At 71.1% G+C, this 22,368-nt stretch carries 24 protein-coding genes and 1 pseudogene; 11 read left to right on the plus strand and 14 right to left on the minus strand.

Features of this window, described 5'->3' with window-relative positions:
• Nucleotides 1–87 precede the first annotated feature (87 nt).
• Genes BFF76_RS14550 through BFF76_RS14560 form a run of 3 tightly spaced genes read right to left on the minus strand, consistent with a single transcriptional unit; the run spans nucleotide 88 to nucleotide 1,965 of the window.
• Complete coding sequence (locus BFF76_RS14550; protein WP_065848381.1) at nucleotides 88–852, minus strand: DUF3710 domain-containing protein; 765 nt, start codon at nucleotides 850–852, stop codon at nucleotides 88–90.
• Nucleotide 853: 1 nt separating this feature from the next.
• Nucleotides 854–1,381 (minus strand): dUTP diphosphatase, encoded by a 528-nt coding sequence (dut, locus tag BFF76_RS14555; RefSeq protein ID WP_031089429.1) that lies wholly within the window; start codon nucleotides 1,379–1,381, stop codon nucleotides 854–856.
• Complete coding sequence (locus tag BFF76_RS14560; protein ID WP_031089426.1) at nucleotides 1,381–1,965, minus strand: PaaI family thioesterase; 585 nt, start codon at nucleotides 1,963–1,965, stop codon at nucleotides 1,381–1,383. The genes dut and BFF76_RS14560 overlap by 1 nt, the downstream gene beginning before the upstream one ends.
• A 58-nt stretch (nucleotides 1,966–2,023) precedes the next feature.
• On the opposite strand from BFF76_RS14560, the gene BFF76_RS14565 reads away from it, so the two are divergent.
• The gene (locus BFF76_RS14565) at nucleotides 2,024–2,479 is read left to right on the plus strand and encodes a DUF3093 domain-containing protein (protein WP_031089424.1); all 456 of its coding nucleotides are present in this window, start codon (nucleotides 2,024–2,026) and stop codon (nucleotides 2,477–2,479) included.
• A gap of 11 nt (nucleotides 2,480–2,490) precedes the next feature.
• Here the strand turns inward: BFF76_RS14565 and BFF76_RS14570 are convergent, their stop codons facing one another.
• The 4 genes from BFF76_RS14570 to BFF76_RS14585 all read right to left on the minus strand — a co-directional run bounded on the left by BFF76_RS14570 (nucleotide 2,491) and on the right by BFF76_RS14585 (nucleotide 6,064).
• Nucleotides 2,491–3,447, minus strand: a complete 957-nt coding sequence (locus tag BFF76_RS14570; protein ID WP_065848382.1) for a hypothetical protein — start codon at nucleotides 3,445–3,447, stop codon at nucleotides 2,491–2,493.
• Between the two features lie 12 nt (nucleotides 3,448–3,459).
• The gene (locus tag BFF76_RS14575; protein ID WP_003965732.1) at nucleotides 3,460–3,756 is read right to left on the minus strand and encodes a DUF4193 domain-containing protein; all 297 of its coding nucleotides are present in this window, start codon (nucleotides 3,754–3,756) and stop codon (nucleotides 3,460–3,462) included.
• Nucleotides 3,757–4,161: 405 nt separating this feature from the next.
• The gene (locus BFF76_RS14580) at nucleotides 4,162–5,403 is read right to left on the minus strand and encodes a sensor histidine kinase (RefSeq protein WP_031089419.1); all 1,242 of its coding nucleotides are present in this window, start codon (nucleotides 5,401–5,403) and stop codon (nucleotides 4,162–4,164) included.
• A gap of 7 nt (nucleotides 5,404–5,410) precedes the next feature.
• Nucleotides 5,411–6,064: a response regulator transcription factor gene (locus BFF76_RS14585; protein WP_031089418.1), complete on the minus strand. Its 654-nt coding sequence runs from the start codon at nucleotides 6,062–6,064 to the stop codon at nucleotides 5,411–5,413.
• A 362-nt stretch (nucleotides 6,065–6,426) separates the two neighbouring features.
• Here BFF76_RS14585 and BFF76_RS32985 point away from each other — a divergent pair, with 362 nt between their 5' ends.
• Complete coding sequence (locus BFF76_RS32985) at nucleotides 6,427–6,600, plus strand: hypothetical protein (protein WP_167359495.1); 174 nt, start codon at nucleotides 6,427–6,429, stop codon at nucleotides 6,598–6,600.
• A 103-nt stretch (nucleotides 6,601–6,703) separates the two neighbouring features.
• On the opposite strand, the gene BFF76_RS14590 is transcribed toward BFF76_RS32985, so the two are convergent.
• Nucleotides 6,704–7,504, minus strand: coding sequence for an inositol monophosphatase family protein (locus BFF76_RS14590; RefSeq protein WP_065848383.1), 801 nt, complete (start codon nucleotides 7,502–7,504; stop codon nucleotides 6,704–6,706).
• Nucleotides 7,505–7,574: 70 nt separating this feature from the next.
• Complete coding sequence (locus tag BFF76_RS14595; RefSeq protein WP_031089413.1) at nucleotides 7,575–8,699, minus strand: ferrochelatase; 1,125 nt, start codon at nucleotides 8,697–8,699, stop codon at nucleotides 7,575–7,577.
• A gap of 145 nt (nucleotides 8,700–8,844) precedes the next feature.
• Between BFF76_RS14595 and BFF76_RS14600 the strand changes: the two genes are divergently transcribed.
• Nucleotides 8,845–10,089 carry an MFS transporter gene (locus BFF76_RS14600; RefSeq protein WP_065848384.1) on the plus strand — a complete coding sequence of 415 codons (1,245 nt, stop codon included), beginning with the start codon at nucleotides 8,845–8,847 and terminating at the stop codon, nucleotides 10,087–10,089.
• A complete protein-coding gene (locus BFF76_RS14605) occupies nucleotides 10,049–11,368 on the plus strand; it encodes a D-arabinono-1,4-lactone oxidase (RefSeq protein ID WP_065848385.1) in 1,320 nt (439 codons plus the stop codon). The genes BFF76_RS14600 and BFF76_RS14605 overlap by 41 nt, the downstream gene beginning before the upstream one ends.
• 25 nt (nucleotides 11,369–11,393) lie before the next feature.
• On the opposite strand, the gene BFF76_RS14610 is transcribed toward BFF76_RS14605, so the two are convergent.
• Nucleotides 11,394–12,413 carry an ICP22 family protein gene (locus BFF76_RS14610; protein WP_065848386.1) on the minus strand — a complete coding sequence of 340 codons (1,020 nt, stop codon included), beginning with the start codon at nucleotides 12,411–12,413 and terminating at the stop codon, nucleotides 11,394–11,396.
• Between the two features lie 497 nt (nucleotides 12,414–12,910).
• Between BFF76_RS14610 and sepH the strand changes: the two genes are divergently transcribed.
• Complete coding sequence (gene sepH / locus BFF76_RS14615) at nucleotides 12,911–13,975, plus strand: septation protein SepH (RefSeq protein ID WP_031089405.1); 1,065 nt, start codon at nucleotides 12,911–12,913, stop codon at nucleotides 13,973–13,975.
• 86 nt (nucleotides 13,976–14,061) lie between these two features.
• On the opposite strand, the gene BFF76_RS14620 is transcribed toward sepH, so the two are convergent.
• A complete protein-coding gene (locus BFF76_RS14620; protein ID WP_065848387.1) occupies nucleotides 14,062–14,889 on the minus strand; it encodes a sulfurtransferase in 828 nt (275 codons plus the stop codon).
• 239 nt (nucleotides 14,890–15,128) lie between these two features.
• Here BFF76_RS14620 and BFF76_RS14625 point away from each other — a divergent pair, with 239 nt between their 5' ends.
• Nucleotides 15,129–15,905, plus strand: a complete 777-nt coding sequence (locus BFF76_RS14625; RefSeq protein ID WP_031089403.1) for a VOC family protein — start codon at nucleotides 15,129–15,131, stop codon at nucleotides 15,903–15,905.
• A gap of 139 nt (nucleotides 15,906–16,044) precedes the next feature.
• On the opposite strand, the gene BFF76_RS14630 is transcribed toward BFF76_RS14625, so the two are convergent.
• Nucleotides 16,045–16,458 carry an arsenate reductase ArsC gene (locus tag BFF76_RS14630; protein ID WP_065848388.1) on the minus strand — a complete coding sequence of 138 codons (414 nt, stop codon included), beginning with the start codon at nucleotides 16,456–16,458 and terminating at the stop codon, nucleotides 16,045–16,047.
• A gap of 92 nt (nucleotides 16,459–16,550) precedes the next feature.
• Between BFF76_RS14630 and BFF76_RS14635 the strand changes: the two genes are divergently transcribed.
• The 3 genes and pseudogenes from BFF76_RS14635 to BFF76_RS33785 all read left to right on the plus strand — a co-directional run.
• Nucleotides 16,551–16,859: an ArsR/SmtB family transcription factor gene (locus BFF76_RS14635; protein WP_031089399.1), complete on the plus strand. Its 309-nt coding sequence runs from the start codon at nucleotides 16,551–16,553 to the stop codon at nucleotides 16,857–16,859.
• Nucleotides 16,856–17,965 (plus strand): ACR3 family arsenite efflux transporter, encoded by a 1,110-nt coding sequence (gene arsB, locus BFF76_RS14640; RefSeq protein ID WP_031089397.1) that lies wholly within the window; start codon nucleotides 16,856–16,858, stop codon nucleotides 17,963–17,965. The genes BFF76_RS14635 and arsB overlap by 4 nt, the downstream gene beginning before the upstream one ends.
• Nucleotides 17,966–18,100: 135 nt before the next feature.
• Nucleotides 18,101–18,349 (plus strand): annotated as a pseudogene (locus tag BFF76_RS33785) (NAD(P)-binding protein); the annotation flags it as partial.
• A 157-nt stretch (nucleotides 18,350–18,506) separates the two neighbouring features.
• Here BFF76_RS33785 and BFF76_RS14650 read toward each other — a convergent pair.
• On the minus strand, nucleotides 18,507–18,863 hold the full coding sequence (locus tag BFF76_RS14650; protein ID WP_031089394.1) for an ArsR/SmtB family transcription factor: 357 nt from the start codon (nucleotides 18,861–18,863) through the stop codon (nucleotides 18,507–18,509).
• A 190-nt stretch (nucleotides 18,864–19,053) separates the two neighbouring features.
• On the opposite strand from BFF76_RS14650, the gene BFF76_RS14655 reads away from it, so the two are divergent.
• A complete protein-coding gene (locus BFF76_RS14655; RefSeq protein WP_031089392.1) occupies nucleotides 19,054–20,451 on the plus strand; it encodes an NAD(P)-binding domain-containing protein in 1,398 nt (465 codons plus the stop codon).
• The gene (locus tag BFF76_RS14660; RefSeq protein WP_065848390.1) at nucleotides 20,448–21,716 is read left to right on the plus strand and encodes an MFS transporter; all 1,269 of its coding nucleotides are present in this window, start codon (nucleotides 20,448–20,450) and stop codon (nucleotides 21,714–21,716) included. Before BFF76_RS14655 ends, BFF76_RS14660 begins: the two co-directional genes overlap by 4 nt.
• Here BFF76_RS14660 and BFF76_RS14665 read toward each other — a convergent pair.
• A complete protein-coding gene (locus tag BFF76_RS14665; RefSeq protein WP_031089389.1) occupies nucleotides 21,668–22,318 on the minus strand; it encodes a thymidine kinase in 651 nt (216 codons plus the stop codon). The two genes, BFF76_RS14660 and BFF76_RS14665, sit on opposite strands and share 49 nt — an antisense overlap.
• Between the last annotated feature and the right edge of the window lie 50 nt (nucleotides 22,319–22,368).

The raw sequence follows: 22,368 nt of genomic DNA on the forward strand, positions 1-22,368 counted from the left end.
CGCCGCCGGAAAAGGGCACCGCCGGGAAAGGCCGGTGGGCCGCACCCCTCGGGTGCGGCCCACCGGCCGGAACGGACTGCGGTGCGGTCAGCGCACCTCGGTGATCTCGGGCCCGCGCTGGAGCTGGCCCATGCCCCCGGAGAACTTCGAGCTCTCCTGGTCCTCCTGCTGCACGCCCTCGGGCACCATCTGGGCGTCTTCGGGAAGCTTGAGGACGATCGGGTCGCGCGGTGCCATGGGGCCGTCACCGCGGACGACGACGGTGTCCCGGAAGACCGTCTCCAGCAGCCCGGCGGCCTCCGGCTGCACCGCGCCCTGGCCGGAGATCACTCCGCGCAGGAACCAGCGCGGACCGTCGACGCCGACGAAGCGCACCAGCTGTACGCCGTTCTTCCCGTCGGGAAGCTGTACGGGGACCTGGGCGCGAAGTTCCCAGCCCAGCGGGCCCTCGACCTCGTCGATGATCCCGCCCTGCTGGGTGATGCCCGAGGCGATCTCCTCGCGCACCTCACCCCAGATTCCTTCCTTCCTGGGGGCGGCGAAGGCCTGCAGCTGCACCGCGCTGTCGCGCAGCACGACGGTGGCCGCGACGATCGCGTCGCCGGCGACCTCCACCCGGAGCTCCATGCCCTCGACCCCGGGCACGAAGATGCCGCCCAGGTCCACCCGGCCCTCACCGGGCCGGGAGACCTCGGAGATGTCCCACGGCCCGTCCGGGCGGGGGGCCGGCGGAAGGTTCGTGCGGCGCGAGCCGCTCCCGGTGTCGTCGAGCTCGTCGGCGACCTGCTCGGCCTCGCGCGCTTCGTCCGCCGTGTTTTCGGCGGAACCACTGTTCTTGCGACGTCCGAACACGTCAACGTCCTTCCCGGTCGGGTACGACCGAAGCGTAGCTGTTCCCACCCTGGGTGTTACCGCCCGTGACGCCGTCCACTGCGGCATGACCGCCGGTGGATCCGAAGCCCCCCTCGGCCCGCGCCGAGCCCGGAAGCTCCGTCACCTCGTGGAAGCGCACCTTCTCGACCTGCTGGACGACCAGTTGGGCAATCCGGTCGAACCGTTCGAACCTCACGGTCTCGCGTGGGTCGAGATTGACCACGATGACCTTGATCTCTCCACGGTACCCGGCATCGACCGTCCCCGGGGCGTTCACGAGGGCCAGTCCGCAGCGGGCCGCGAGGCCCGAACGGGGGTGCACGAAGGCCGCGTAGCCGTCGGGCAGCGCGATCGACACCCCGGTGGGGAGGACCGCCCGTTCGCCCGGGGCGAGCTCGGCGGCCTCGGTGGTGACCAGGTCGGCACCGGCGTCGCCCGGGTGTCCGTAGCCGGGAATCGGCACGTCCGGGTCGACCCGGCGGATGAGTACGTCGACGGGGTGGCGCATCAGGGGTTCACCTCGAAGGCACGGGCACGCCGGATCTGGTCCGGGTCGGACATCGCGGCCTGGATCTCCTCCGGCCGTCCGTTGTCGATGAAGTGCTCCACCTTGACCTCGATGAAGAGGGCTTCCGCACGGACCGCGACGGGCCCCTCCGGGCCGCCGGTCCGCCCCGTCGCACGGCAGTAGATCTTCCGGCCGTGCACGGCGGTGACCTCGGCCTCCAGGAAGAGCACCGTGTCCACCGGCACCGGCAGGACGTAGTCGGTCTCCAGCCGTCCGGTCACCGCGATGACCCGCAGCAGCCAGCTCAGCGCGCCGAGCGTCTCGTCCATCGCCGTGGCGAGGACACCGCCGTGGGCCAGTCCCGGGGCCCCCTGGTGGGCGGGCTTCACGGTGAACTCGGCGGTGACGCTCACGCCTTCTCCGGCCGTCGCCTGGAGGTGCAGTCCGTGCGGCTGTCCGCCACCGCAGCCGAAACAGTGTTCGTAGTGGGAGCCGAGGAGCGCCCCTGGCGCCGGGGCGTCGGGATGGCGGACAGGCTTCACCGCGTCGGCGGGGGGTGTCAGACGTGCAGATGTTCCACTCACAGGCGCAGACCTTACCCGCGCGCCCGGCCGCGGGGCGCGCCGTGCCAAGCTTGCCTTCATGCAGCCTTCCGCACCCCCCTTCGACGAACGTCTCACAGCGCCCCGTTCGTGGTGGCTCATCGCCTTCGGGATCGGCGTCGCGTGCGCGCTGATGTTCCTGCCGCTCGGCGCCCTGCCCATGCTCGGCGCCCTGGTCGCCGGTACGGCCGCGGCGTGCGCGGGCGTGAGTTCCTACGGCTCCGCGCGTATCCGCGTCGTGGCGGGCGCCCTCGTCGCGGGCGATGCCCGTATCCCCCTGGAGGCGCTCGGCGACGCCGAGGTGCTGGACGGGGAGGAGGCGCGCGCCTGGCGCTCGTACAAGGCGGATCCCCGCGCGTTCATGCTGCTGCGCAGCTATGTCCCGACCGCGGTGCGGGTGAAGGTCACGGACCCGGCCGACCCGACGCCGTACGTCTATCTGTCGACGCGGGAGCCGCAGGCTCTGGTGGCTGCCCTCGCGCCCGTACCCGCCTGACGGACGGCTGTTCAGCGGCCGGGGTCGTCGTGGCCCTCGGGCAGCTCCGCGGGGGGTTCCGCGGGCTTCAGCGGAGGAAGCTCCGGGAGGCGGTCCCAGGGGACCTGCTGGCGCCGCAGGTCGCTCCTGACCCGGTCGGCCAGCTTTCTGGTGTCCCTGCGGTTCATCACAGCGCCGATGACGGCGCCGATCATGAACGGGATGAGGTTCGGCAGGTCGCGCACGATGCGCTTCATGATCTGCTGGCGCAGTTCGCGCTTCATCTGTCCGCCCAGTGCCGCGTTGAGCGTGGTGGGGCGTGAGACGTCGATGCCGCGTTCCTCGGTCCAGGACGTCAGATACGCGGTGCTGCGCTGGCCGAGGTTACCGGGAGGGCGTTGGCCGTAGACCTCGTGGAGCTCGGCGACGAGCTTGAGCTCGACGGTGGCCACTCCGGTGATCTCGGCCGCCAGCTCGGCGAGCATGGCGGGGGGTACGGGCATCATCGCCGCCGCCCCGATGCCCGCGCCGACGGTCGCCGTGGCGTTGCAGGCGCCCGCGACGAGTTTGTCGGCGAGCTCTTCGGGGCCGAGGCCGGGGAACTGCCTGCGCAGGGTGGCGAGGTCGCGTACGGGGACCCGGGGAGCTGTGTCGATGATGCGGTCGGCCACCAGGGCGACCGCGGCCGCGGCGCTCTCGCCGCTTCTGCGTACGCCTCGTCTCAGTGTGTGCAGACGGCCGGAGCCCTCGGGGGGCTGTGCCGGTCCGTCCTGTCCGGGTCCGGGTGGCCGGTCGGCCGCCCCTACCGCTTCGAGCGAGGCCGGACGGCCTCGCTCGTCGTCAGGTGTGCCGCCGGGAGAGGCAGGCAGGGCGGCCTGGTGCTCGGCAGTGGGGCTCTCGCCCTCCGCCGGGCCTGCGCCGCCCTGATGTGCCTCCGACGACTTCGTGCGCCGCAAGCGCCGCTTCCGGAACGGTGTGTCGCCTGCCACGGCCGGCCTGCCTCAGTCGCAGTCGCGGCAGATGGGCTGACCGTTCTTCTCGCGCGCCAGCTGGCTGCGGTGGTGCACGAGGAAGCAGCTCATGCAGGTGAACTCGTCGGCCTGCTTGGGCAGGACCCGCACGGCAAGCTCTTCGTTGGACAGGTCTGCGCCGGGCAGCTCCAGTCCCTCTGCCGCGTCGAACTCGTCCACGTCGACGGCGGATGCCGTCTTGTCGCTCCGGCGAGCCTTGAGCTCTTCGAGGCTGTCCTGGTCCACGTCGTCGTCGGTCTTGCGTGGGGTGTCGTAATCCGTTGCCATGTTCGCTCTCCCCCTCATGGGTGTCTGCGGTGTCTCAGCGCACGTAACGCGTGAGAGGCCGGACTTGTGCCCGACCTGAGGCGGAGATTTTGCCTCACATCAAGGTCTGTTACTCAATCGACACCCAACCGGATCTCTCGCGAGCGATCAGCTTGGGTGGCGATGGGGACCGTACACGGTCCGATCACTGCTGTTCACGGGCGCCACCCCGTGTACTTCCCGTGATATCACCCCCTGAAAACCCGGACGTTTCCAGGCTTTCGGGCAAAGACGTGATGACGGAGAGTAGAAGGACCTGAAATCGCTTCTGTGATCGATCACACAGGGGTGAAGTGAGCACAGGGCACTAAAATTCCGCCCAAAGCGAACAGAGGGATCCAATACGGCTTCACACCGTGAAGCCTCTCAGGCCGGCAGGGTGACGCGCATCACGAGACCACCGCCTTCGCGGGGCTCCGCGATGATACGGCCTCCGTGTGCCCTCGCGACGGATCGCGCGATCGACAGGCCGAGTCCCACCCCCTTGTCACTGCCCGTTCGCTCCGTGCGCAGCCGCCTGAACGGCTCGAAGAGGTTGTCGATCTCGTAGGCGGGCACCACGGGCCCGGTGTTCGAGACCAGCAGGAGTGCCTGCCCGTGCTGGAGCTCGGTGGTGACCTCCACCCAGCCGTCCTGCTCCACGTTGTAGCGCACGGCGTTCTGCACGAGGTTCAGCGCGATGCGCTCCAGCAGGACACCGTTGCCCTGGACGACGGCCTGGGCACGCTCGCCCCGTATGTCGACCCCCTTCGCCGACGCCTCGGCCCTGGTCTGGTCGATGGCACGGTCGGCGACCTCGGCCAGGTCCACGGGTTTGCGTTCCACGATCTGGTTGTCGCTGCGGGCGAGGAGCAGGAGCCCTTCGACCAGCTGCTCGCTGCGCTCGTTCGTGGCCAGGAGCGTCTTGCCCAGCTGCTGCAGCTCCGGCGACGCCTCCGGGTCGGAGAGGTGGACCTCCAGGAGGGTGCGGTTGATCGCGAGGGGGGTGCGCAGCTCGTGCGAGGCGTTGCCCACGAACCGCTGCTGGGCGGTGAACGCCCTTTCCAGGCGGTCCAGCATCTCGTCGAAGGTGTCCGCGAGCTCCTTGAGCTCGTCGTCCGGGCCGTCCAGCTCGATGCGTCGGGTCAGGTCCGTGCCGGCCACCCTGCGGGCGGTGCGGGTGATCCGGCCCAGCGGGGACAGGACGCGGCCGGCCATGGCGTAGCCGAACGCGAAGGCGATGATGCTGAGGCCCACGAGGGCCAGCAGCGCCCGGTTCAGCAGGCTGTCGAGGGCGTGCTGGCGCTGAGCCGCGGTGCAGTCCTTGATCGCCTCGTTGAGCTGGCTGTTGTTGAGCGCGGAGCCGAGTTGCGGGCACATGTCGCTGGAGATCTGCACGTTGGTGCCCTTGACCTGGAATGCAAGGCCCCCCGCGTCGTGCAGGGCCTGGGCGGCCAGCATGTAGATGATCGAGAGCAGCAGGATGCCCGCGATCAGGAACATCCCGCCGTACAGCAGCGTGAGCCGTATCCGGATGGTCGGACGCAGCCACGGGTAGGGAGCCTCCTGCTGTTTGGGCTCCCAGGTCGGTTTCGGAGGCGTCGCGACAGGGCCCGGGGAGGCTGCCATCACGCCCTCAGATCCGGTATCCGGAACCGGGGACGGTGACGATGACGGGTGGCTCACCGAGCTTGCGGCGCAAGGTCATGACCGTCACCCGCACCACGTTGGTGAACGGGTCGGTGTTCTCGTCCCACGCCTTCTCCAGCAGCTGCTCGGCCGAGACGACCGCGCCCTCGCTGCGCATCAGGACCTCCAGCACGGCGAACTCCTTGGGCGCCAGCTGGATCTCCTGCTCGTCCCGGAAGACCTCGCGGCGGTTGGGGTCGAGCTTGATGCCGGCCCGCTCCAGCACGGGCGGCAGGGCCACCGTGGTGCGGCGCCCCAGGGCTCGCACCCGCGCCGTCAGCTCGCTGAAGGCGAAGGGCTTGGGCAGGTAGTCGTCCGCTCCGAGCTCCAGGCCCTCCACCCGGTCGCTGACGTCACCGGACGCGGTGAGCATCAGCACGCGGGTGGGCATGCCGAGCTCGACGATCTTGCGGCAGACGTCGTCCCCGTGGACCACCGGGAGATCCCGGTCGAGCACGACGACGTCGTAGTCGTTGACCCCGACGCGCTCCAGGGCGGCCGCTCCGTCGTAGACGACGTCGACGGCCATGGCCTCCCGGCGCAGCCCGGTGGCCACCGCATCGGCGAGCAGCTGCTCGTCCTCGACGACGAGTACGCGCACGGCGCAGTCCTTCCCTAGATCTCCGAAAAACGACGAGCGGCCCTCGTTCCGGCCGCTCGCCGCACGTCAGCGGCACCGACTGTGCGCGTCCATCCTGCCCGCAACGCGCATAAACCGGCGGTAAGACGACGCGGCCCGGAACGCTGCTCCATGGAAATGATCGGATTTCCGGGCCAGTTGAGGTTTCTCGCGGGCCCGCGACGGGGAGGACGCTCTCACACCCGCGATCACGCCCTGCATGTGGCGTACCACAGCCCGTCCTGCTTCCAGAGGGACTGCGTGATCACCCGCGCTCCGGCCCACGTGCCGGAGGACCACCGGGCACAGCCCCGTGCCACCGACCCACGACGAGGGGGCGCTTCATGGACGCTTTCACCGCAGGCCTTCTGCAACGGATCAAGACCACCGAGTCCGACCTCACGAGGGCTCGCGAGACGGGCGACGACTTCCTCGCGGACGTCGAGCAGGGAGAGCTGGACGACCTGCACCGCCTCGCCGCCGAGCACGGCGTGGAGATCAGCGCCACAAGCGTCTGAGCCGCCACGAGAGGGCCCCGGGAGCCATCGCGGCTCCCGGGGGGCCCTCTTCTCGGTTCCGGCGGCTCCTCCGGGGCTCCGCAGCGGGCTCAGGAGGCGTGCGTCAGTCGTGCCAGGCGCCCAGTTCCTCGAGGAGTGCCTGCAGCGGCTCGAAAACACCCGGGGTGGCCGCGACCGTCAGGTCACCGTCCGCGGGGCGCCCGGGCCGTCCCCCGGTGAGGGCACCGGCTTCCCGGGCGATGAGGTCGCCGGCCGCCACGTCCCACGGGTGCAGTCCACGCTCGTAGTAGCCGTCGAGGCGGCCCGCCGCGACGTCGCAGAGCTCGATGGCCGCCGACCCCCCGCGCCGGATGTCGCGCAGCCGCGGAATCAGCTGCCGGGCCACGGCCGCCTGACGGGTGCGGACCTCGGTGACGTAGTTGAAGCCGGTAGCCACCAGTGCCTGGTTCAGGGGCGCCGTGGGGCGGCACTTCAGCGCGTCCCCGTTCCCGTACGCGCCGCCGCCGAGCACCGCGTGGAACGTCTCGCGCCGCATCGGGGCCTCGACCACGCCGACGACACGCTCGCCGTCGCGCTCGGCGGCGATGGACACGGACCAGGTCGGGAGGCCGTAGAGGTAGTTCACCGTGCCGTCGAGCGGGTCGATGACCCACCGGATGCCACTGCTCCCCTCGGCGCTGGCGCCCTCCTCGCCGAGGAAACCGTCCGTGGGGCGGTGTTCGGAGAGATAACCGGTGATCAGCTTCTCCGCCCGGATGTCCATCTCGGTGACGACATCGATCGGGCTGGACTTCGTCGCGGCGACCCCGAGATCGGCGGGGCGGCCGTCGCGCAGCAGCGCGCCGGCCCTGCGGGCCGCCTCCAGGGCGAGGTCGAGCAGTTCGGACAGGAGGGGGTCGGTCACAACGCTCCAGAGGTGGTGTCGCGGGCCGGGACGTGTATGCCGGCCCACGGCGGCGGGAGGTGCCTGCGGTCTAGAACGGGCTGTCGGCACCGGCGGCGGCGGGCTTGAGGGCCCTCGCGGGGCAGCAGCCCACCGGACAGAGGTCGTGCGAGGGGCCGAGCGAACCAAGGGCGCACGGTGTGACCGGCCGCTCCTGTTCGGCCGCGGCCCGCTCCAGGACGAGCTCGCGCACCGCGGCGGCGAACCGGGGGTCCGCGCCCACCGTCGCTGAGCGGCGCACCGGCAGACCGAGCTCGGCGGCCTTCGCGGTGGCCTCCGTGTCGAGGTCGTACAGCACCTCCATGTGGTCCGACACGAAGCCGATGGGGGCCATGACGACCGCCGGGACACCGTCACCGTGGAGGGACTCCAGGTGGTCGCAGATGTCGGGCTCGAGCCAGGGGATGTGCGGGGCACCGCTGCGCGACTGGTAGACGAGCTGCCACGGGTGCTCGACGCCCGTCTCCTCGCGTACGGCCTCGGTGATCAGCCGGGCGACGTCCAGGTGCTCGGCCACGTAGGAGCCGCCGTCGCCGTGCGTCTCCACCGGCCCGGAGGTGTCCGCCGCGGAGGTCGGGATGGAGTGTGTGGTGAACGCGAGGTGTGCCCCCGCCCTGACGTCCTCGGGGAGATCTGCCAGCGACGCCAGCACGCCGTCCACCACGGGCCGTACGAAGCCGGGGTGGTTGAAGTAGTGCCGCAGCTTGTCCACCCGGGGCACCGGGAGCCCCTCCGCCTCCAGGACGGCCAGCGACTCCGCCAGGTTCTCGCGGTACTGGCGGCAGCCCGAGTACGAGGCGTAGGCGCTGGTGGCGAGCACGGCGATCCGACGGCGGCCGTCCGTGATCATCTCGCGGAGGGTGTCGGTGAGGTAGGGGGCCCAGTTGCGGTTGCCCCAGTACACCGGCAGTTCGAGGCCGTGATCCGCGAAGTCCTTGCGCAGCGCGTCCAGCAGCGCCCTGTTCTGCGCGTTGATGGGGCTTACGCCGCCGAAGAGGAAGTAGTGCTTGCCGACCTCCTTGAGCCGTTCTTCGGGGATGCCCCGGCCGCGCGTCACGTTCGCCAGGAACGGGACCACGTCGTCGGGGCCTTCGGGGCCGCCGAAGGAGAGCAGCAGCAGAGCGTCGTAGGGAGCGGGATCACGCAGATCGGACATGCACCCGATCCTGCCACCCGCCACCGACAGTCCCGCGACCGCCGTCGGCGGGTCGTCACGGGCGCCGGCCCCCGTGACGACCGCGGGCGGAGCCGTAAGCTGTGACGGCCCTTGCACACCTGACAGGCTTCCCCGGAGCTCCCCCTTGCCCAGCCCCTACCGCGCCATATTCGCCGCCCCCGGAAGCCGGGAGTTCTCGGCGGCCGGATTCTTCGGCCGGATGCCGCTGTCCATGATGGGGATCGGCGTGGTGACGATGGTCTCCCAGCTCACCGGCCGCTACGGGCTGGCGGGTGCGCTCTCCGCGACGCTCGCCATGGCTGCGGCCGTCATGGGGCCCCAGGTCTCGCGGCTGGTCGACCGGCACGGGCAGCGCCGCGTGCTCCGCCCCGTCACACTGTTCGCGGCCGCCTCGGTCGCTGGGCTGCTGGTCTGCGCCCAGCAGGGGCTGCCCGACTGGACCCTGTTCGTCTTCGCCGCGGGCGCCGGCTGCGTCCCGAGCGTGGGATCGATGGTCCGGGCACGCTGGGCCGAGATCTACCGGGATTCCGGGCGCCCGCTGCACACCGCGTACGCGTGGGAGTCGATCGTCGACGAGGTGTGCTTCATCTTCGGGCCCATCGTCTCCATCGGCCTTTCCACCGTGTGGTTCCCCGAAGCGGGGCCCCTGCTGGCCGGTGTGTTCCTGGTGACCGGTGTCTTCTGGCTGACCGCCCAGCGCGCCACCGAGCCCCGGCCGCACCCGAAGGAGCACCACACCGGCGGCTCGGCGCTGCGCTCGCCCGGACTCCGGGTGCTGGTGGTCACCTTCGTCGCCACCGGGGCGATCTTCGGAGCGGTGGACGTGGTGACGGTGGCCTTCGCCGAGGAGCGCGGCCACAAGGCGGCGGCGAGCCTCGTGCTCGCGGTCTACGCCCTGGGCTCGTGCCTCGCCGGAGCGGTCTTCGGCCTGCTGGACCCCCGGGGGAAACCGTCCACCAGGTGGCTAGCCGGGGTGTGCGCGATGGCCGTGAGTATGATCCCCCTCCAACTGGCCGGGAGCCTGCCGTTCCTGGCCGTGGCGCTCTTTGTCGCGGGCCTCGCCATCGCACCGACGATGGTCACCACGATGGCCCTCGTCGAACGGCACGTGCCGCGCACCCGGCTGACCGAGGGCATGACCTGGACCAGTACCGGACTCGCGGTCGGAGTGGCGCTCGGCTCCTCTGCCGCAGGCTGGGTGGTCGACGCCTCGGGGGCCGAGGCGGGGTACGTGGTGCCCGCGGTGGCGGGAGCGCTCGCGGCCGCGGTGGGGCTACTGGGGTATCGCCGGCTCTCGGAGCCGGTTCCTACGGGAGGGCACGGGGAACATGACCGACACCTACGCACGGACGGCGAGCACGTGGCGTAACTGGGCGGGGAACGTCACCGCCCGGCCCGCGCGCGTGGAGTCCCCCGCATCCGTCGACGAGCTCGCCGACGTGCTGCGCCGGGCGTCCGGGGACGGCCTGACGGTCAAGCCCGTCGGGGCCGGTCACTCGTTCACCGCGACCGCGGCCACCGACGGGGTCCTCATACGCCCGGACCTGCTCACCGGCATCCGCGACATCGACCGTACGGCGATGACCGTCACGGTCGAGGCCGGCACCCCGCTGAAGCGCCTCAACGCCGCGCTCGCCCGTGAGGGGCTCTCCCTCACCAACATGGGCGACATCATGGAGCAGACGGTCGCCGGCGCCACGGCCACGGGCACCCACGGCACCGGCCGCGACTCGGCGTCGATCTCGGCACAGATCCGCGCGCTGGAGCTGGTCACGGCCGACGGCACCGTCCTGCGCTGCTCGGCCGACGAGCACCCGGACGTCTTCGCGGCGGCCAGGGTCGGGCTCGGGGCGCTCGGTGTGGTCACCGCGGTCACGTTGGCCGTGGAGCCGGTCTTCCTGCTGACCGCTCGCGAGGAGCCGATGACCTTCGACCGGGTCACGGCCGATTTCGATCAACTGGTCACGGAGAACGAGCACTTCGAGTTCTACTGGTTCCCACACACCGGCAACTGCAACACCAAGCGCAACAACCGGAGCGCGGGCCCCGCCGACCCGCCCGGGCGGGTCGGAGGCTGGATCGAGGACGAACTCCTCTCTAACGGGATCTTCCAGGTCGCCTGCTCGGTCGGCCGGGCAGTCCCTGGGGCCATTCCCTCGATCGCCAGGATCTCCAGCCGCGCCCTGTCGGCCCGTACGTACACCGACATCCCGTACAAGGTGTTCACCAGCCCCAGGCGGGTGCGCTTCGTGGAGATGGAATACGCCCTGCCGCGCGAGGCGGCGGTCGGGGCCCTGCGTGAGCTCAGGGCGATGGTGGAGCGCTCGCCACTGCGGATCAGCTTTCCCGTGGAGGTCCGCACGGCACCCGCGGACGACACCGCGCTCTCCACGGCCTCTGGCCGGGAGAGCGCGTACATCGCGGTCCACCTGTACCGGGGGACGCCTCACCACGCGTACTTCACGGCCGTCGAGCGGATCATGACGGGATACGACGGGCGCCCGCACTGGGGCAAGATCCACACCCGGGACTCCGGCTACCTGGCCGGGGCCTACCCCCGGTTCGGCGAGTTCACGGCCGTACGCGACCGGCTCGACCCCGGCCGGCTGTTCACCAACGACTATCTGCGCCGCGTACTCGGGGACTGAGCCCGCGGCGGCGGTCAGGACCGGATCAAGGGTCCGTGTCCGTCCCGGTGCCGCCCTGCTGCTCCGGTACCTCTTCGGCGCCGGTCGGGTCCGGCGCGGCCGGGGCGGTGCCGTCGTCGCCCGGCGTGGCCGGGGTGGTGGCCTCGGGCGCCGAGGTTCCGCCGGGCGCGGAAGGCGTGGGAGCGGGGTCCCCGGCGGAGCCGTCGCTGCCGGAGGGATCGGGCCGGGCGCTGCTGTCCCCGCCCGTGCCCGTGCCGGGCGTCGTCGTGCTCGCGTCGCCCGGCGTGTTCCCGTCGCCCCGCTGACCTCCGTCGTCCTTCCGGTCCTCGTCGTCCTCCTGGCCCGTGCCGTCCGACGGCGAGGGTGAGGTCGTCCCGCCGTGGCGCTCGCCACTCACGACGGAACCTATGGTCGTCCGTCCGTCGCTTCCCAGACCGTGGCCGGAGACCATCTCGTACACGGTGACGCCTGCCATCGACAGGACGAAGACCCCGGTGGCCGCGAGGGCCGAGCGCTTCCAGCCACGGACGCGGGTGCCGTGCGTGCGGGCGTCGGAGTAGGAGTCGTCCGTGAACGCGTCGCCGGGGCGCGGGGCTCCCGGGGACGTCTCGCCGAGGGCCGGGGTGCCGTGACGCGTCCCACCGGGCTTCGCCTCGCCCGTCCGGAGCTGTCGCAGCACAGTCGTGCGGTCCGCACCGGTCTCCACCGTGCGCAGGACCCTCGTCCCCTCGTCCTCCTGGTGCCGTCCCGCCGGGGACGTCTCCTTCGTGTGCACGGTGATCTGACGTCCCGCCGGGTGCTTCACCTGGACGGTGACCTCGCGGATCTGCTCCCCCGTGCGGCGGAAGAAGTGCTGGAAGACCGAGCCCCCGCAGGTGGCCACCACGCTCATCACGCCCGCGCCGGCGATGGTTCCGTACACGCCGAGCTGCGAGGCCATCACCGCCGCCGCGACCGCCGCGACGGCACTGCCCGCGACCTGCGGCAGGCTCAGATCGATGCGCCTTTCCTTGCGTTCCGCATCAATCTGCGGCTTCTGAACCATGATCAGCCCCTGCTCGACAACTACCCCACCTTGCACCAGGAAGAGACATTTGAGCGAATCCAATAGTTCCGATTCTGGAGATTTTGTGAAGCAGCACACGCATCGAAGGCATTTCGAGAACAACTGGGTAATCCAACTCCTGTGCCCGGTGAGAACTTCGGCGGCGCGCCGGTCCACCCCGGTGGCCCGAATGGAGTACTGTGGCGAGCCCTGGGGCCGGACTCCCGCATGGGTGTCCGGGACTTACGGGAGGGGACCGAAGGAGGCCCCCGAACCGGCGGCGCCTCGGCATCGCACGGGCGTCTGCGACATGGAGCGGCCATCCGGTCGCCCCGCGTGGCACACAGGTGACCGTGCCATCGTGGCGTTGCAGGGCCGAGGCCCGATACGCCGGGTAACTTGGCAAGGTTGTGGCAGGCTGAACCCGGGCAGGTCACACTCGACTAGCGGAAGCAGCGACGCACGTGACGTCGGCAGGCACCACCCGGGAGGTTCCCATGCCCGAACTGCGTGTCGTGGCCGTCTCAAACGACGGCACACGACTGGTGCTCAAGGCTGCGGACAGCACGGAGTACACGCTTCCGATCGATGAGCGGCTGCGTGCCGCCGTGCGCAATGACCGCGCCCGGCTGGGCCAGATCGAGATCGAGGTGGAGAGCCATCTCCGCCCACGCGACATCCAGGCGCGCATACGAGCAGGCGCCTCCGCCGAGGAGGTCGCCCAGTTCGCGGGCATCCCCGTGGACCGGGTGCGCCGCTTCGAGGGCCCCGTCCTCGCGGAGCGCGCGTTCATGGCCGAGCGCGCCCGTAAGACCCCTGTGCGCCGTCCCGGCGAGAACACCGGGCCCCAGCTCGGCGAGGCGGTGCATGAGCGGCTGCTGCTGCGCGGCGCCGACAGGGAGACCGTCCAGTGGGATTCCTGGCGCCGGGACGACGGCACCTGGGAGGTCCTCCTGGTCTACCGCGTCGCGGGCGAACCGCACTCCGCGAGCTGGACGTACGACCCGCCCCGGCGCCTGGTCCAGGCCGTGGACGAAGAGGCGCGCTCACTCATCGGTGAGACCGAGGACGTCGCCGCTCCGGAGCCGAGCTTCCCGTTCGTGCCCCGGATCGCGAGGCTGCCGCGTGACCGGCCGCTGGACCGTGCGCTGGACCGCCAGATCGAGCGGCCCGCGCCCTCCACCGCGGAGCCGGAGGAGCGCATCGGCGGTGTGTCCGCGAGCGAGCGCGACTCGCTGACCAGCCTTCTGGAGGCGGTGCCGAGCTTCCGTGGCGACATGGTCGTCCCGGAGCGGCCCTCGCAGCCCGAACCGCCCGCGCTCGAACCGGCTCCGCAGCAGGAGCCCGAGGCGGACGAGCCCCCGGCCGCGGCGGCGTCGGCCGGTGCGGGTTCCGCATACGCCGATGTACTGATGCCACGCGCGGTGGCCGGCCACCGCGACCGGCTGACCGGGACGACGGACCGTCAGGCCGAGGCGGACGGCGTACGCCCTGGACGCCGGGCGGCGGTACCGAGCTGGGACGAGATCGTCTTCGGCACCCGCCGGAAGAAGCAGGACTGAGGACCGGCCCCAAAGCCGGGCGGGGTGAGGGCCCGTACGCGACTGCGTACGGGCCCTCACCCCGGCCGAAGCCCGGGCCGCTCCCGTCAGACGGGCGACGGCCCCGTGGCGACGGGCCGGGATTCGTCCGAGGACCACTCCGACCAGGACCCGGCGTACAGCGCGGCACGGTGCCCGGCGAGCTCCAGTGCCAGCACCTCATGGGCGCCCGAGACGCCGGAGCCGCAGTAGACGCCGACCTCGGTGGCGCCGTCGGCGCCCAGGGCGGCGAAGCGGGCGGCGAGAGAGCCCGGGGCCAGGAAGCGCCCGTCCTCGCCGACGTTCTGCGTGGTCGGGGCGGACACCGCACCGGGGATGTGCCCGCCGACCCGGTCGATGGGCTCGACGTCCCCCCGGTAGCGCTCCGCGGCCCGCGCGTCGAGCAGCAGCCCGGAGCAGGCGAGCTCCGCGGCGCCGTCCGCGTCCAGGAGACGGAGCGCGCCCGGCTCGGGCCGGAAATCGCCCTCGGCGGGCTCGGGGACAGTGGTGGTGAGCTCGCCGGTCCACGCGGCGAGACCGCCGTCCAGTACGCGGACATCGGGGTGTCCCGCCCAGCGCAGCAGCCACCACGCGCGGGCCGCCGCCCAGCCCTGGCCGCCGTCGTGGACCACCACCGGGGTTTCGCGCCCGACGCCGGCCCGCCGCATGACGGCGCCGAAGGCCTCCGGGTCCGGCAGTGGATGACGGCCGCCGCTGCCGGCAGGCCCCGCGAGCTCGGAGTCGAGATCGATGTACACCGCGCCCGGGAGGTGCCCGGCCTCGTAGTCGGCACGGCCGTTGGGCCCGCCGAGCTGCCAGCGGACGTCCAGGAGGACCGGGGGGCGCGGCCCAGCTGACTCGCTCATGTATTCGGATGCCGTGATGATGGGCTTCATAGGTGCCATCCTCGCGCAGCGCCTGCCCGTGGCGGCGCCGCACCGAAAAGGATGTACCACACCAAATCAGGCCTCGGCGTGTGCGGAAGCGGGAAATCGCGGCGCGGCCGGGGTGCCTCGGGGCCCAAGTGGTGCGAGCATCTGCACGGAGCGTACGCACCCGTATCCGTACCGCTGGTCACCGCGCAGGCTTCGTCCCCCCGTAAGGCGGCCCCGATGGTACGAGAAGAGAGAAGAAGATGACCGAGGCTGCCACCCGGCGCACGCCCGGAGCACCGTGCTGGGTGAGTCTGATCGTGCACGACCTGACCGCGACCCAGGAGTTCTACAGTCGCTTGTTCGGCTGGGAGTTCCGTCCTGGCCCCGAGCAACTGGGGCCCTACGTCCGGGCGCTGCTCCGCGGCAAGGACGTCGCGGGCATCGGGCAGCTTCCGCCGAGCCGGCACCTTCCGATCGCCTGGACGACCTATTTCGCCACGGAGGACGCCGATGTCACGTCGGAGTCGATCCGTTCCTGCGGCGGGACGGTGGCCGTGGGCCCCCTGGACGCCGGGAACGCGGGCCGCCTCCTGCTCGCGTCCGACCCGGGCGGCGCGGTCTTCGGTGTCTGGCAGGCCGCCGAGCACCTCGGTACCGCCCTCGCGGGCACCCCGGGCACGCCTGCGTGGAACGAGCTGGTGACCCGGGAGACCGCGTCGGTCGCCAAGTTCTACCAGGCGGTGTTCGGATTCGGGACCGAGGCGGTCGTCTCGGCCGACTTCGACTACCAGACGCTGCACCTCGAGGGCCGGCCGGTGGCCGCTCTGCACGGCGTGGGGCACGCTCTTCCGCGCGACCGGGGCCCCCACTGGATGACCTACTTCCAGGTCGCCGACACCGACGAGGCGGCGGCCCGCGTGGTGGAGCTCGGCGGGCACGTGCTCCAGCCCCCGCGAGAGTCCTCCAGCGGCAGGCTGGCCACGGTCGCCGACCCCGAGGGTGCGGTGTTCACGATCGTCCGGCCGCCGGGCGGTTGAGCCGGCCCGGAGACACCGCGCGGTCACGGAGCCTTCGAAGACCAGCGGCTGGAGTTCGGCGAGCGCCGCGTGCGGCCGACGGCGTATCCGGCGGGGCCGGAGCCCATGACGGTGACGTCGCGGATGTCCGCATCCGGCCTCACCTGGACGCCTCCGGCGCGATCTCCTCGATCAGGCCCTCGACCATGGCCTTGATCTCGTCGCGGATCGGGCGCACAGCTGCCACACCCTGGCCGGCCGGGTCCTCGAGCTTCCAGTCCAGGTAGCGCTTGCCGGGGAAGACGGGGCAGGTGTCGCCGCAGCCCATCGTGACGCAGACGTCCGATTCCCTGACCGCGTCGACGGTGAGGACCTTCGGCTGCTCGGCGGAGATGTCGATGCCGACCTCTGCCATCGCTTCGACGGCGGCCGGGTTCACCGCGTCGCCCGGGTCGGAACCCGCGGAGCGGACCTCGACGCGGCCTCCGGCCAGGTGGGCCAGCCACGCGGCGGCCATCTGGGAGCGGCCGGCGTTGTGGACACAGACGAACAGCACAGAGGGCTTCTCGGACATCAGGGGATCTCTCTCGTCGCACAAAGGAATCAGGCACCCGTGACATCAGCACCCGGTGGTGTCAGCATTCACTGATGTGACAGTATCAGCCCATGATGACGTCAGTCGACACTGAACTGATCAGGGTGCTGGGTGATCCGCTCCGGCTCCGGATCGTCACCCTGCTCGCACGCGAGACGCTGTGCACCAGCCACTTGGTGGAGGAGACCGGTGCCCGGCAGACCAACCTCTCCAACCATCTGAGGGTGCTGCGCGAGGCCGGGGTCGTGGATACCGAACCGTGCGGGCGCTTCACCTACTACAAGCTCCGCCCGGACGTCATCGCCCAGCTAGCCGGCCAGTTCGCCGACCTGGCCGATTCCGCCCGTAACGCCGCCGAGAACAAGAGGGCCTGTCCGTGACCCCCACCGAAGCACCCGCGACGACGACAGAGGACTCCTCGGTCGTGAGGAAGCTGTCCACCCTGGACCGCTTCCTCGCGGTCTGGATCCTCCTGGCCATGGCGCTGGGCCTCGGTCTCGGACGTCTGATCCCCGGCCTGGACGACGCACTGGCGAAGGTGGAGATCGGTGGCATCTCGCTGCCGATCGCCGTCGGCCTGCTGATCATGATGTATCCGGTCCTGGCGAAGGTCCGATACGACAGGCTCGACGCGGTCACCGGCGACCGCAGGCTGATGGTCTCGTCACTGGTCATCAACTGGATCATCGGCCCGGCCGTCATGTTCGCGCTGGCGTGGATCTTCCTCCCGGACCTGCCCGAGTACCGCACCGGCCTGATCATCGTCGGCCTGGCCCGCTGCATCGCCATGGTCATCATCTGGAACGACCTGGCCTGCGGCGACCGCGAGGCCGCCGCCGTGCTGGTGGCCCTGAACTCGGTCTTCCAGGTCATCGCGTTCGGCCTGCTCGGGTGGCTCTACCTCGACCTCCTGCCCGGCTGGCTCGGCCTGGGCGAAGGCGAGACGCTCGACATCTCCATGTGGAAGATCGCCCTGAACGTCGTCATCTTCCTCGGCGTACCCCTGCTCGCCGGCTTCCTCACCCGCCGCCTGGGCGAGAAGAAGATGGGCCGCGAGTCCTACGAGGCGAAGTTCCTGCCGAAGATCGGCCCCTGGGCCCTGTACGGCCTGCTCTTCACGATCATCATCCTCTTCGCCCTGCAGGGAAAGACGATCACCTCGCAGCCACTGGACGTGGTCCGCATCGCGGTGCCGCTGCTCGTGTACTTCGCGATCATGTTCTTCGGCAGCTTCCTGATCGGCAAGGCCATCGGCCTGGCCTACGACCGCACCGCGACGCTGGCCTTCACCGCGGCCGGGAACAACTTCGAGCTGGCCATCGCCGTGGCCATCGCCACCTTCGGCGTCACCTCCGGCCAGGCGCTGTCCGGCGTCGTCGGCCCGCTGATCGAGGTCCCGGTCCTGATCGCCCTCGTCTACGTCGCCCTGGCCTGGCGCAGGAAGTTCGCCTCGTCCGCACTCGCGACCAGCACCACGCAGCACTGATGCACAGCCTCGGCTCCCGCCCGCACCCCACCGTCCGCACTACGGCCCGCGTCGCATCCGGCTGACGGTGGGAGCAGAGCTGCGCAGGCATGCGGCGGGAGCCGAGGTGCCCGGCACGGGCAGGGCGGTGACCCGGTGACGCGAGCGGTGGATGCAGTGGTGGCCGGCGGCGGCCAAGCAGGACTCGCCGCCGGCCACCACCTGCGCCGTCAGAACCTCGACTTCGTCATTCTCGACGCCCAGCCCGCACCGGGTGGTGCATGGCAGCACACCTGGGACTCACTCCGCCTGCTCCCCCCGGCCGCGTACTCCTCCCTCCCGGGATGGCTGATGCCCGCCCAGGACGGGGCGGAGTACCCGGACGCGGATCACGTCGTGCGGTACCCGTGCAGGGTCGGGACGCATGGACGGCCGTCGCTGTCCGCCCGGCGCGCCAGGCGCCTGAAGGCCGCCGGCTGTTCCAGGGGCTCCGGCAACCCGTCCTCATGGCCTCGGGGACTTCCCACTGCCGGCGAAGCAGCCCCCGGCGAGGGCCGGGATATCAGGCAGCGGCGGAGAGCAACTGCCCCATGGCCGCAAGCACGGAGGGCTCCACGCGGTAGTAGACCCACGTCCCACGCCGCTCGGAGGTGAGCAGGCCGGCCTCCCTCAGCTTCTTCAGGTGATGGGAAACCGTCGGCTGGGACACACCCACGTCGGAGATGTCGCAGACGCACGCCTCGCCGCCCTCGTGCGAGGCGACAGCGGAGAACAGGCGCAGGCGGACGGGGTCACCGAGCGCCTTGAACATCTTCGCCGTCCGCTCGGCCTCGTCCGCGCTCAACGGCCGTTCGGTCAGCGGCGGGCAGCACGGCGCGGCAACCGGCTCCAGCACAGGCAGCGACCTGGTATTCGACATACACCTATGTTGACACACATCGAATCAGCGAGCGAGGAAGCGACAGCAGCCCGCATGCGCCGAAACGCGCCGGGGAGTACAGCACAAGACCCTTCGATTTCGATGAATGTCTATGTTGACGCCTATCGATACAGGTGCCATGCTGGCAGTGCAAGCCATCGACAGACGTCGAAGCAATCAGGGAGTCACCGTGAACGCGCCCACCACCGCCCTGCCCACCGTGGTGATCGGAGCCGGCCCCACCGGCCTGGCCGCCGCCGCCCACCTCACCGGGCACGGCATGGAAACCCTGGTCCTGGAGGCCGGCCCCACAGCGGGCAGCGCGGTGCGCGAGTGGGGGCACGTGCGGCTGTTCTCGACGTGGTCCGAGCTCGTGGACCCGGCCGCCGAGAAGCTCCTGTCCCCCACCGGCTGGACCGCACCCGACGGCGGCACCTACCCCTCCGGCGCCGACTGGGTGGAGAAGTACCTCCAGCCGCTTGCCGACGTTCTCGGGGACAAGATCCGCTACGGCGCCACCGTCACAGGCGTGTCCCGCCTCGGCCGCGACCGCATCGTCGACGCGGACCGTGAGCAGCAGCCCTTCACCGTACGCATCAAGAGCGCGGACGGCACGGAGGAGCGGATTCTCGCCCGGGCCGTCATCGACGCCTCAGGCACCTGGTCCACCCCCAGCCCCATCGGCGCCGACGGGCTTCCCGCGCTCGGTGAGCACGCCGCCTCGGCCCGCATCTCCTACCGCGTCCCCGACCTCCGGGACCCGGCCGTACGCGCCCGGTACGCCGGCAAGCGCACCGCCGTCATCGGCTCGGGTGCCTCCGCCTTCACCGCCCTCGCCTCGCTCGCCGACGTCGCGAAGGACGAGCCCGGCACCCACTCCGTCTGGATCCTGCGACGCGGGATCAGCGGCTCCACCTTCGGCGGCGGCAGCGCCGACCAGCTCCCCGCCCGCGGCGCCCTGGGCCTGGCGGCGAAGGCCGCCGTCGATGCCGGACACGCCGATGCCGTCACCGGCTTCCGCACGGACGTCGTCGAACGCGGTGACGACGAGCGTCTGATCCTCGTGGCTGACGACGGGCGCCGTCTCGACCCGGTGGACGAGGTCATCGTCCTGACCGGCCTGCGTCCCGACCTGTCCTTCCTGTCCGAGCTCCGCCTCGGCCTGGACGAGCGCCTGCAGGCACCGTCCGAGCTGGCCCCGCTGATCGATCCCAACCAGCACTCCTGCGGCACGGTCTACCCGCACGGGCACCGCGAGCTTTCCCACCCCGAAGCCGGGGTCTACCTCGTCGGCATGAAGTCCTACGGCCGCGCCCCGACCTTCCTCGCCATGACCGGATACGAGCAGGTCCGCTCCGTCACCGCCGCCCTCGCCGGTGACATGGAGTCCGCCGACCGCGTCGAACTCACCCTCCCCGAGACCGGAGTCTGCGGCGGGGCCGGACTCTTCGACGACCCCTCCGCAGGAGAAGCGGACGGCGGCGGCTGCTGCGCCCCGGCGCCCGCCCTGGTGCAGATCGGCTCCTCCGCGCCCGCTTCCACCGCGGCTGCCGAGGAGCCCGCGCCGTCAGGTGGCTGCTGCGCGTGACCGAGACCGACGCCCGCGGGGCCGCGACCGGAACAGGGGACCGGTCGCGACCCCGGGGAGTCCTCCCGGCCCTGTGCGCCACACAGGTCACCAGCTGGGGCGTCGTCTTCTACGCCTTCCCCGTCCTCAACCCCCAGATCACCGAGAACACCGGCTGGCCGCCCGGGGCGACGACAGCGGCGTTCTCCCTCGCCCTGCTCATCTCCGCGTTCGCCGGAATACGGGTGGGCCGGATCATCGACCACCGTGGTCCCCGCACCGTCATGACGGCCGGCTCCGTCCTCGGCGTGCTGAGCATCCTCGTCGTCGCCGCCGCCCCGAACCTGCCTCTCTTCGCCTCCGGTTGGGCGCTGGCCGGATTCGCAATGGCGGCCACCTTCTACCAGCCCGCCTTCGCCGCGGTCACCCGCTGGTGGGCCCCCGACCACGTCCGCGCACTGACCATCGTGACCCTCGCCGGCGGACTGGCCTCCACTCTCTTCGCACCCCTCACCGCAGCGCTGGCCGGACACCTCTCCTGGCGCATGACCTACACGGTGCTCGCCGTCCTCCTCGCCGTCGTGACGATCCCCGCCCACGCGCTGGCACTCAGAGCTCCCTGGCCCCCAGCGCCATCGCCCCCGAAAATTCACGCCGGCCAGTCCGCGAGGACGGCGGCCCACAGCCGCCCCTTCCGCATGCTCGCGGTAGCACTCACCCTCTCCGCGTTCACCGTCTCGGCCGTGGTCGTCGCCCTGGTCCCCCTCCTGCTGGAACGCGGTTACTCCACCAGCGAGGCGGCGTGGGCACTCGGACTCGGCGGCGCCGGACAGACCCTCGGACGCACCCTGTACGCAAGTCTCGCCCGCCGCACCGGAGTCACCGCCCGCACGACCACACTGATCGCACTCGGCGGCCTCACCACCGCGGCACTCGCACTCAGCCCCGGCCCTTACGGACTGCTGATCGCTCTGTCGATCGCCGCCGGGATGGTCCGGGGCAACCTCACCCTGCTCCAGGCAACTGCGATCACCGACCGCTGGGGCACCACCCACTACGGCCGCCTGTCCGGCCTCCTGGCGGCACCGACCACCACCGCCTCCGCCCTCGCCCCCTTCGCGGGCGCCGCACTGGCGATACCGCTGGGCGGCTACCCGCACGTGTTCGGAGCGCTGGCGGCGGTCTCCTCGCTCGCCTCCGCAGCCGCCCTCCGCGCGGCTCCGTACCCGCCCCGGCATCAAGCAGACGAAACCGGCAGAACATCCGGGGACAGTGCGCCGACGTGAGCGGACGCGGCAGTCATACGGCGCCGGTGGTGACGGCGGCAGAGAACCTCGTAACCGATCTCGCCCATCGGCCGGTTCACATCACCGACCACGACCTGGGCGCCCTCGACGACCATCTCGCCGTCTATGGTCCGCGCGTTGTGCGTGGCACGGGCTCCGCACCAGCACAGAGCCTCGACCTGGAGCTGCTCGATCCGGTCCGCCAGCTCGATCAGTCGCTGCGAACCGGGAAACAGCCTCGTGCGGAAGTCCGTCGTGATACCGAAAGCGAAGACGTCCATCCCCAAGTCGTCCACGACGCGCGCCAGTTGATCAATCTGGGCAGGAGCCAGGAACTGCGCCTCGTCCACGATCACGTAGTCGACCCTGCCGCCCTTGGTCAGCTGGTCAACCAGGTACGCGTAGAGGTCCATCCCCTCGTTCGCCTCGACGGCCTCCGTCACCAGACCCAGCCGTGAGGACAACTTGCCCTCACCAGCCCGGTCGTCCCGGGTGAAGATCACACCCCGGAGCCCCCGCGCCGACCGGTTGTGTCCGATCTGGAGTGCCAGAGTGCTCTTTCCGCAGTCCATCGTCCCGGAGAAGAACACGAGCTCGGGCATGAGAAGGTGCGGGCCTTTCGGAGGTGGGTTCGGTGCGAGGTGCGGAAAAC

The organism is Streptomyces mutomycini, assembly GCF_001700505.1.
In the GTDB taxonomy this organism is placed as follows: Bacteria; Actinomycetota; Actinomycetes; order Streptomycetales; family Streptomycetaceae; genus Streptomyces; species Streptomyces mutomycini.

What these genes read in the sequence shown, in the direction of transcription:
- dut (WP_031089429.1), bottom strand. Translation starts at nt 1,381, where the DNA reads ATGCGCCACCCCGTCGACGTACTCATCCGCCGGGTCGACCCGGACGTG.
- BFF76_RS14565 (WP_031089424.1), top strand. Translation starts at nt 2,024, where the DNA reads ATGCAGCCTTCCGCACCCCCCTTCGACGAACGTCTCACAGCGCCCCGT.
- BFF76_RS14575 (WP_003965732.1), bottom strand. Translation starts at nt 3,756, where the DNA reads ATGGCAACGGATTACGACACCCCACGCAAGACCGACGACGACGTGGAC.
- BFF76_RS14580 (WP_031089419.1), bottom strand. Translation starts at nt 5,403, where the DNA reads ATGGCAGCCTCCCCGGGCCCTGTCGCGACGCCTCCGAAACCGACCTGG.
- BFF76_RS32985 (WP_167359495.1), top strand. Translation starts at nt 6,427, where the DNA reads ATGGACGCTTTCACCGCAGGCCTTCTGCAACGGATCAAGACCACCGAG.
- BFF76_RS14595 (WP_031089413.1), bottom strand. Translation starts at nt 8,699, where the DNA reads ATGTCCGATCTGCGTGATCCCGCTCCCTACGACGCTCTGCTGCTGCTC.
- BFF76_RS14605 (WP_065848385.1), top strand. Translation starts at nt 10,049, where the DNA reads ATGACCGACACCTACGCACGGACGGCGAGCACGTGGCGTAACTGGGCG.
- BFF76_RS14610 (WP_065848386.1), bottom strand. Translation starts at nt 12,413, where the DNA reads ATGGTTCAGAAGCCGCAGATTGATGCGGAACGCAAGGAAAGGCGCATC.
- sepH (WP_031089405.1), top strand. Translation starts at nt 12,911, where the DNA reads ATGCCCGAACTGCGTGTCGTGGCCGTCTCAAACGACGGCACACGACTG.
- BFF76_RS14620 (WP_065848387.1), bottom strand. Translation starts at nt 14,889, where the DNA reads ATGAAGCCCATCATCACGGCATCCGAATACATGAGCGAGTCAGCTGGG.
- BFF76_RS14625 (WP_031089403.1), top strand. Translation starts at nt 15,129, where the DNA reads ATGACCGAGGCTGCCACCCGGCGCACGCCCGGAGCACCGTGCTGGGTG.
- BFF76_RS14630 (WP_065848388.1), bottom strand. Translation starts at nt 16,458, where the DNA reads ATGTCCGAGAAGCCCTCTGTGCTGTTCGTCTGTGTCCACAACGCCGGC.
- BFF76_RS14635 (WP_031089399.1), top strand. Translation starts at nt 16,551, where the DNA reads ATGATGACGTCAGTCGACACTGAACTGATCAGGGTGCTGGGTGATCCG.
- BFF76_RS14650 (WP_031089394.1), bottom strand. Translation starts at nt 18,863, where the DNA reads ATGTCGAATACCAGGTCGCTGCCTGTGCTGGAGCCGGTTGCCGCGCCG.
- BFF76_RS14665 (WP_031089389.1), bottom strand. Translation starts at nt 22,318, where the DNA reads ATGCCCGAGCTCGTGTTCTTCTCCGGGACGATGGACTGCGGAAAGAGC.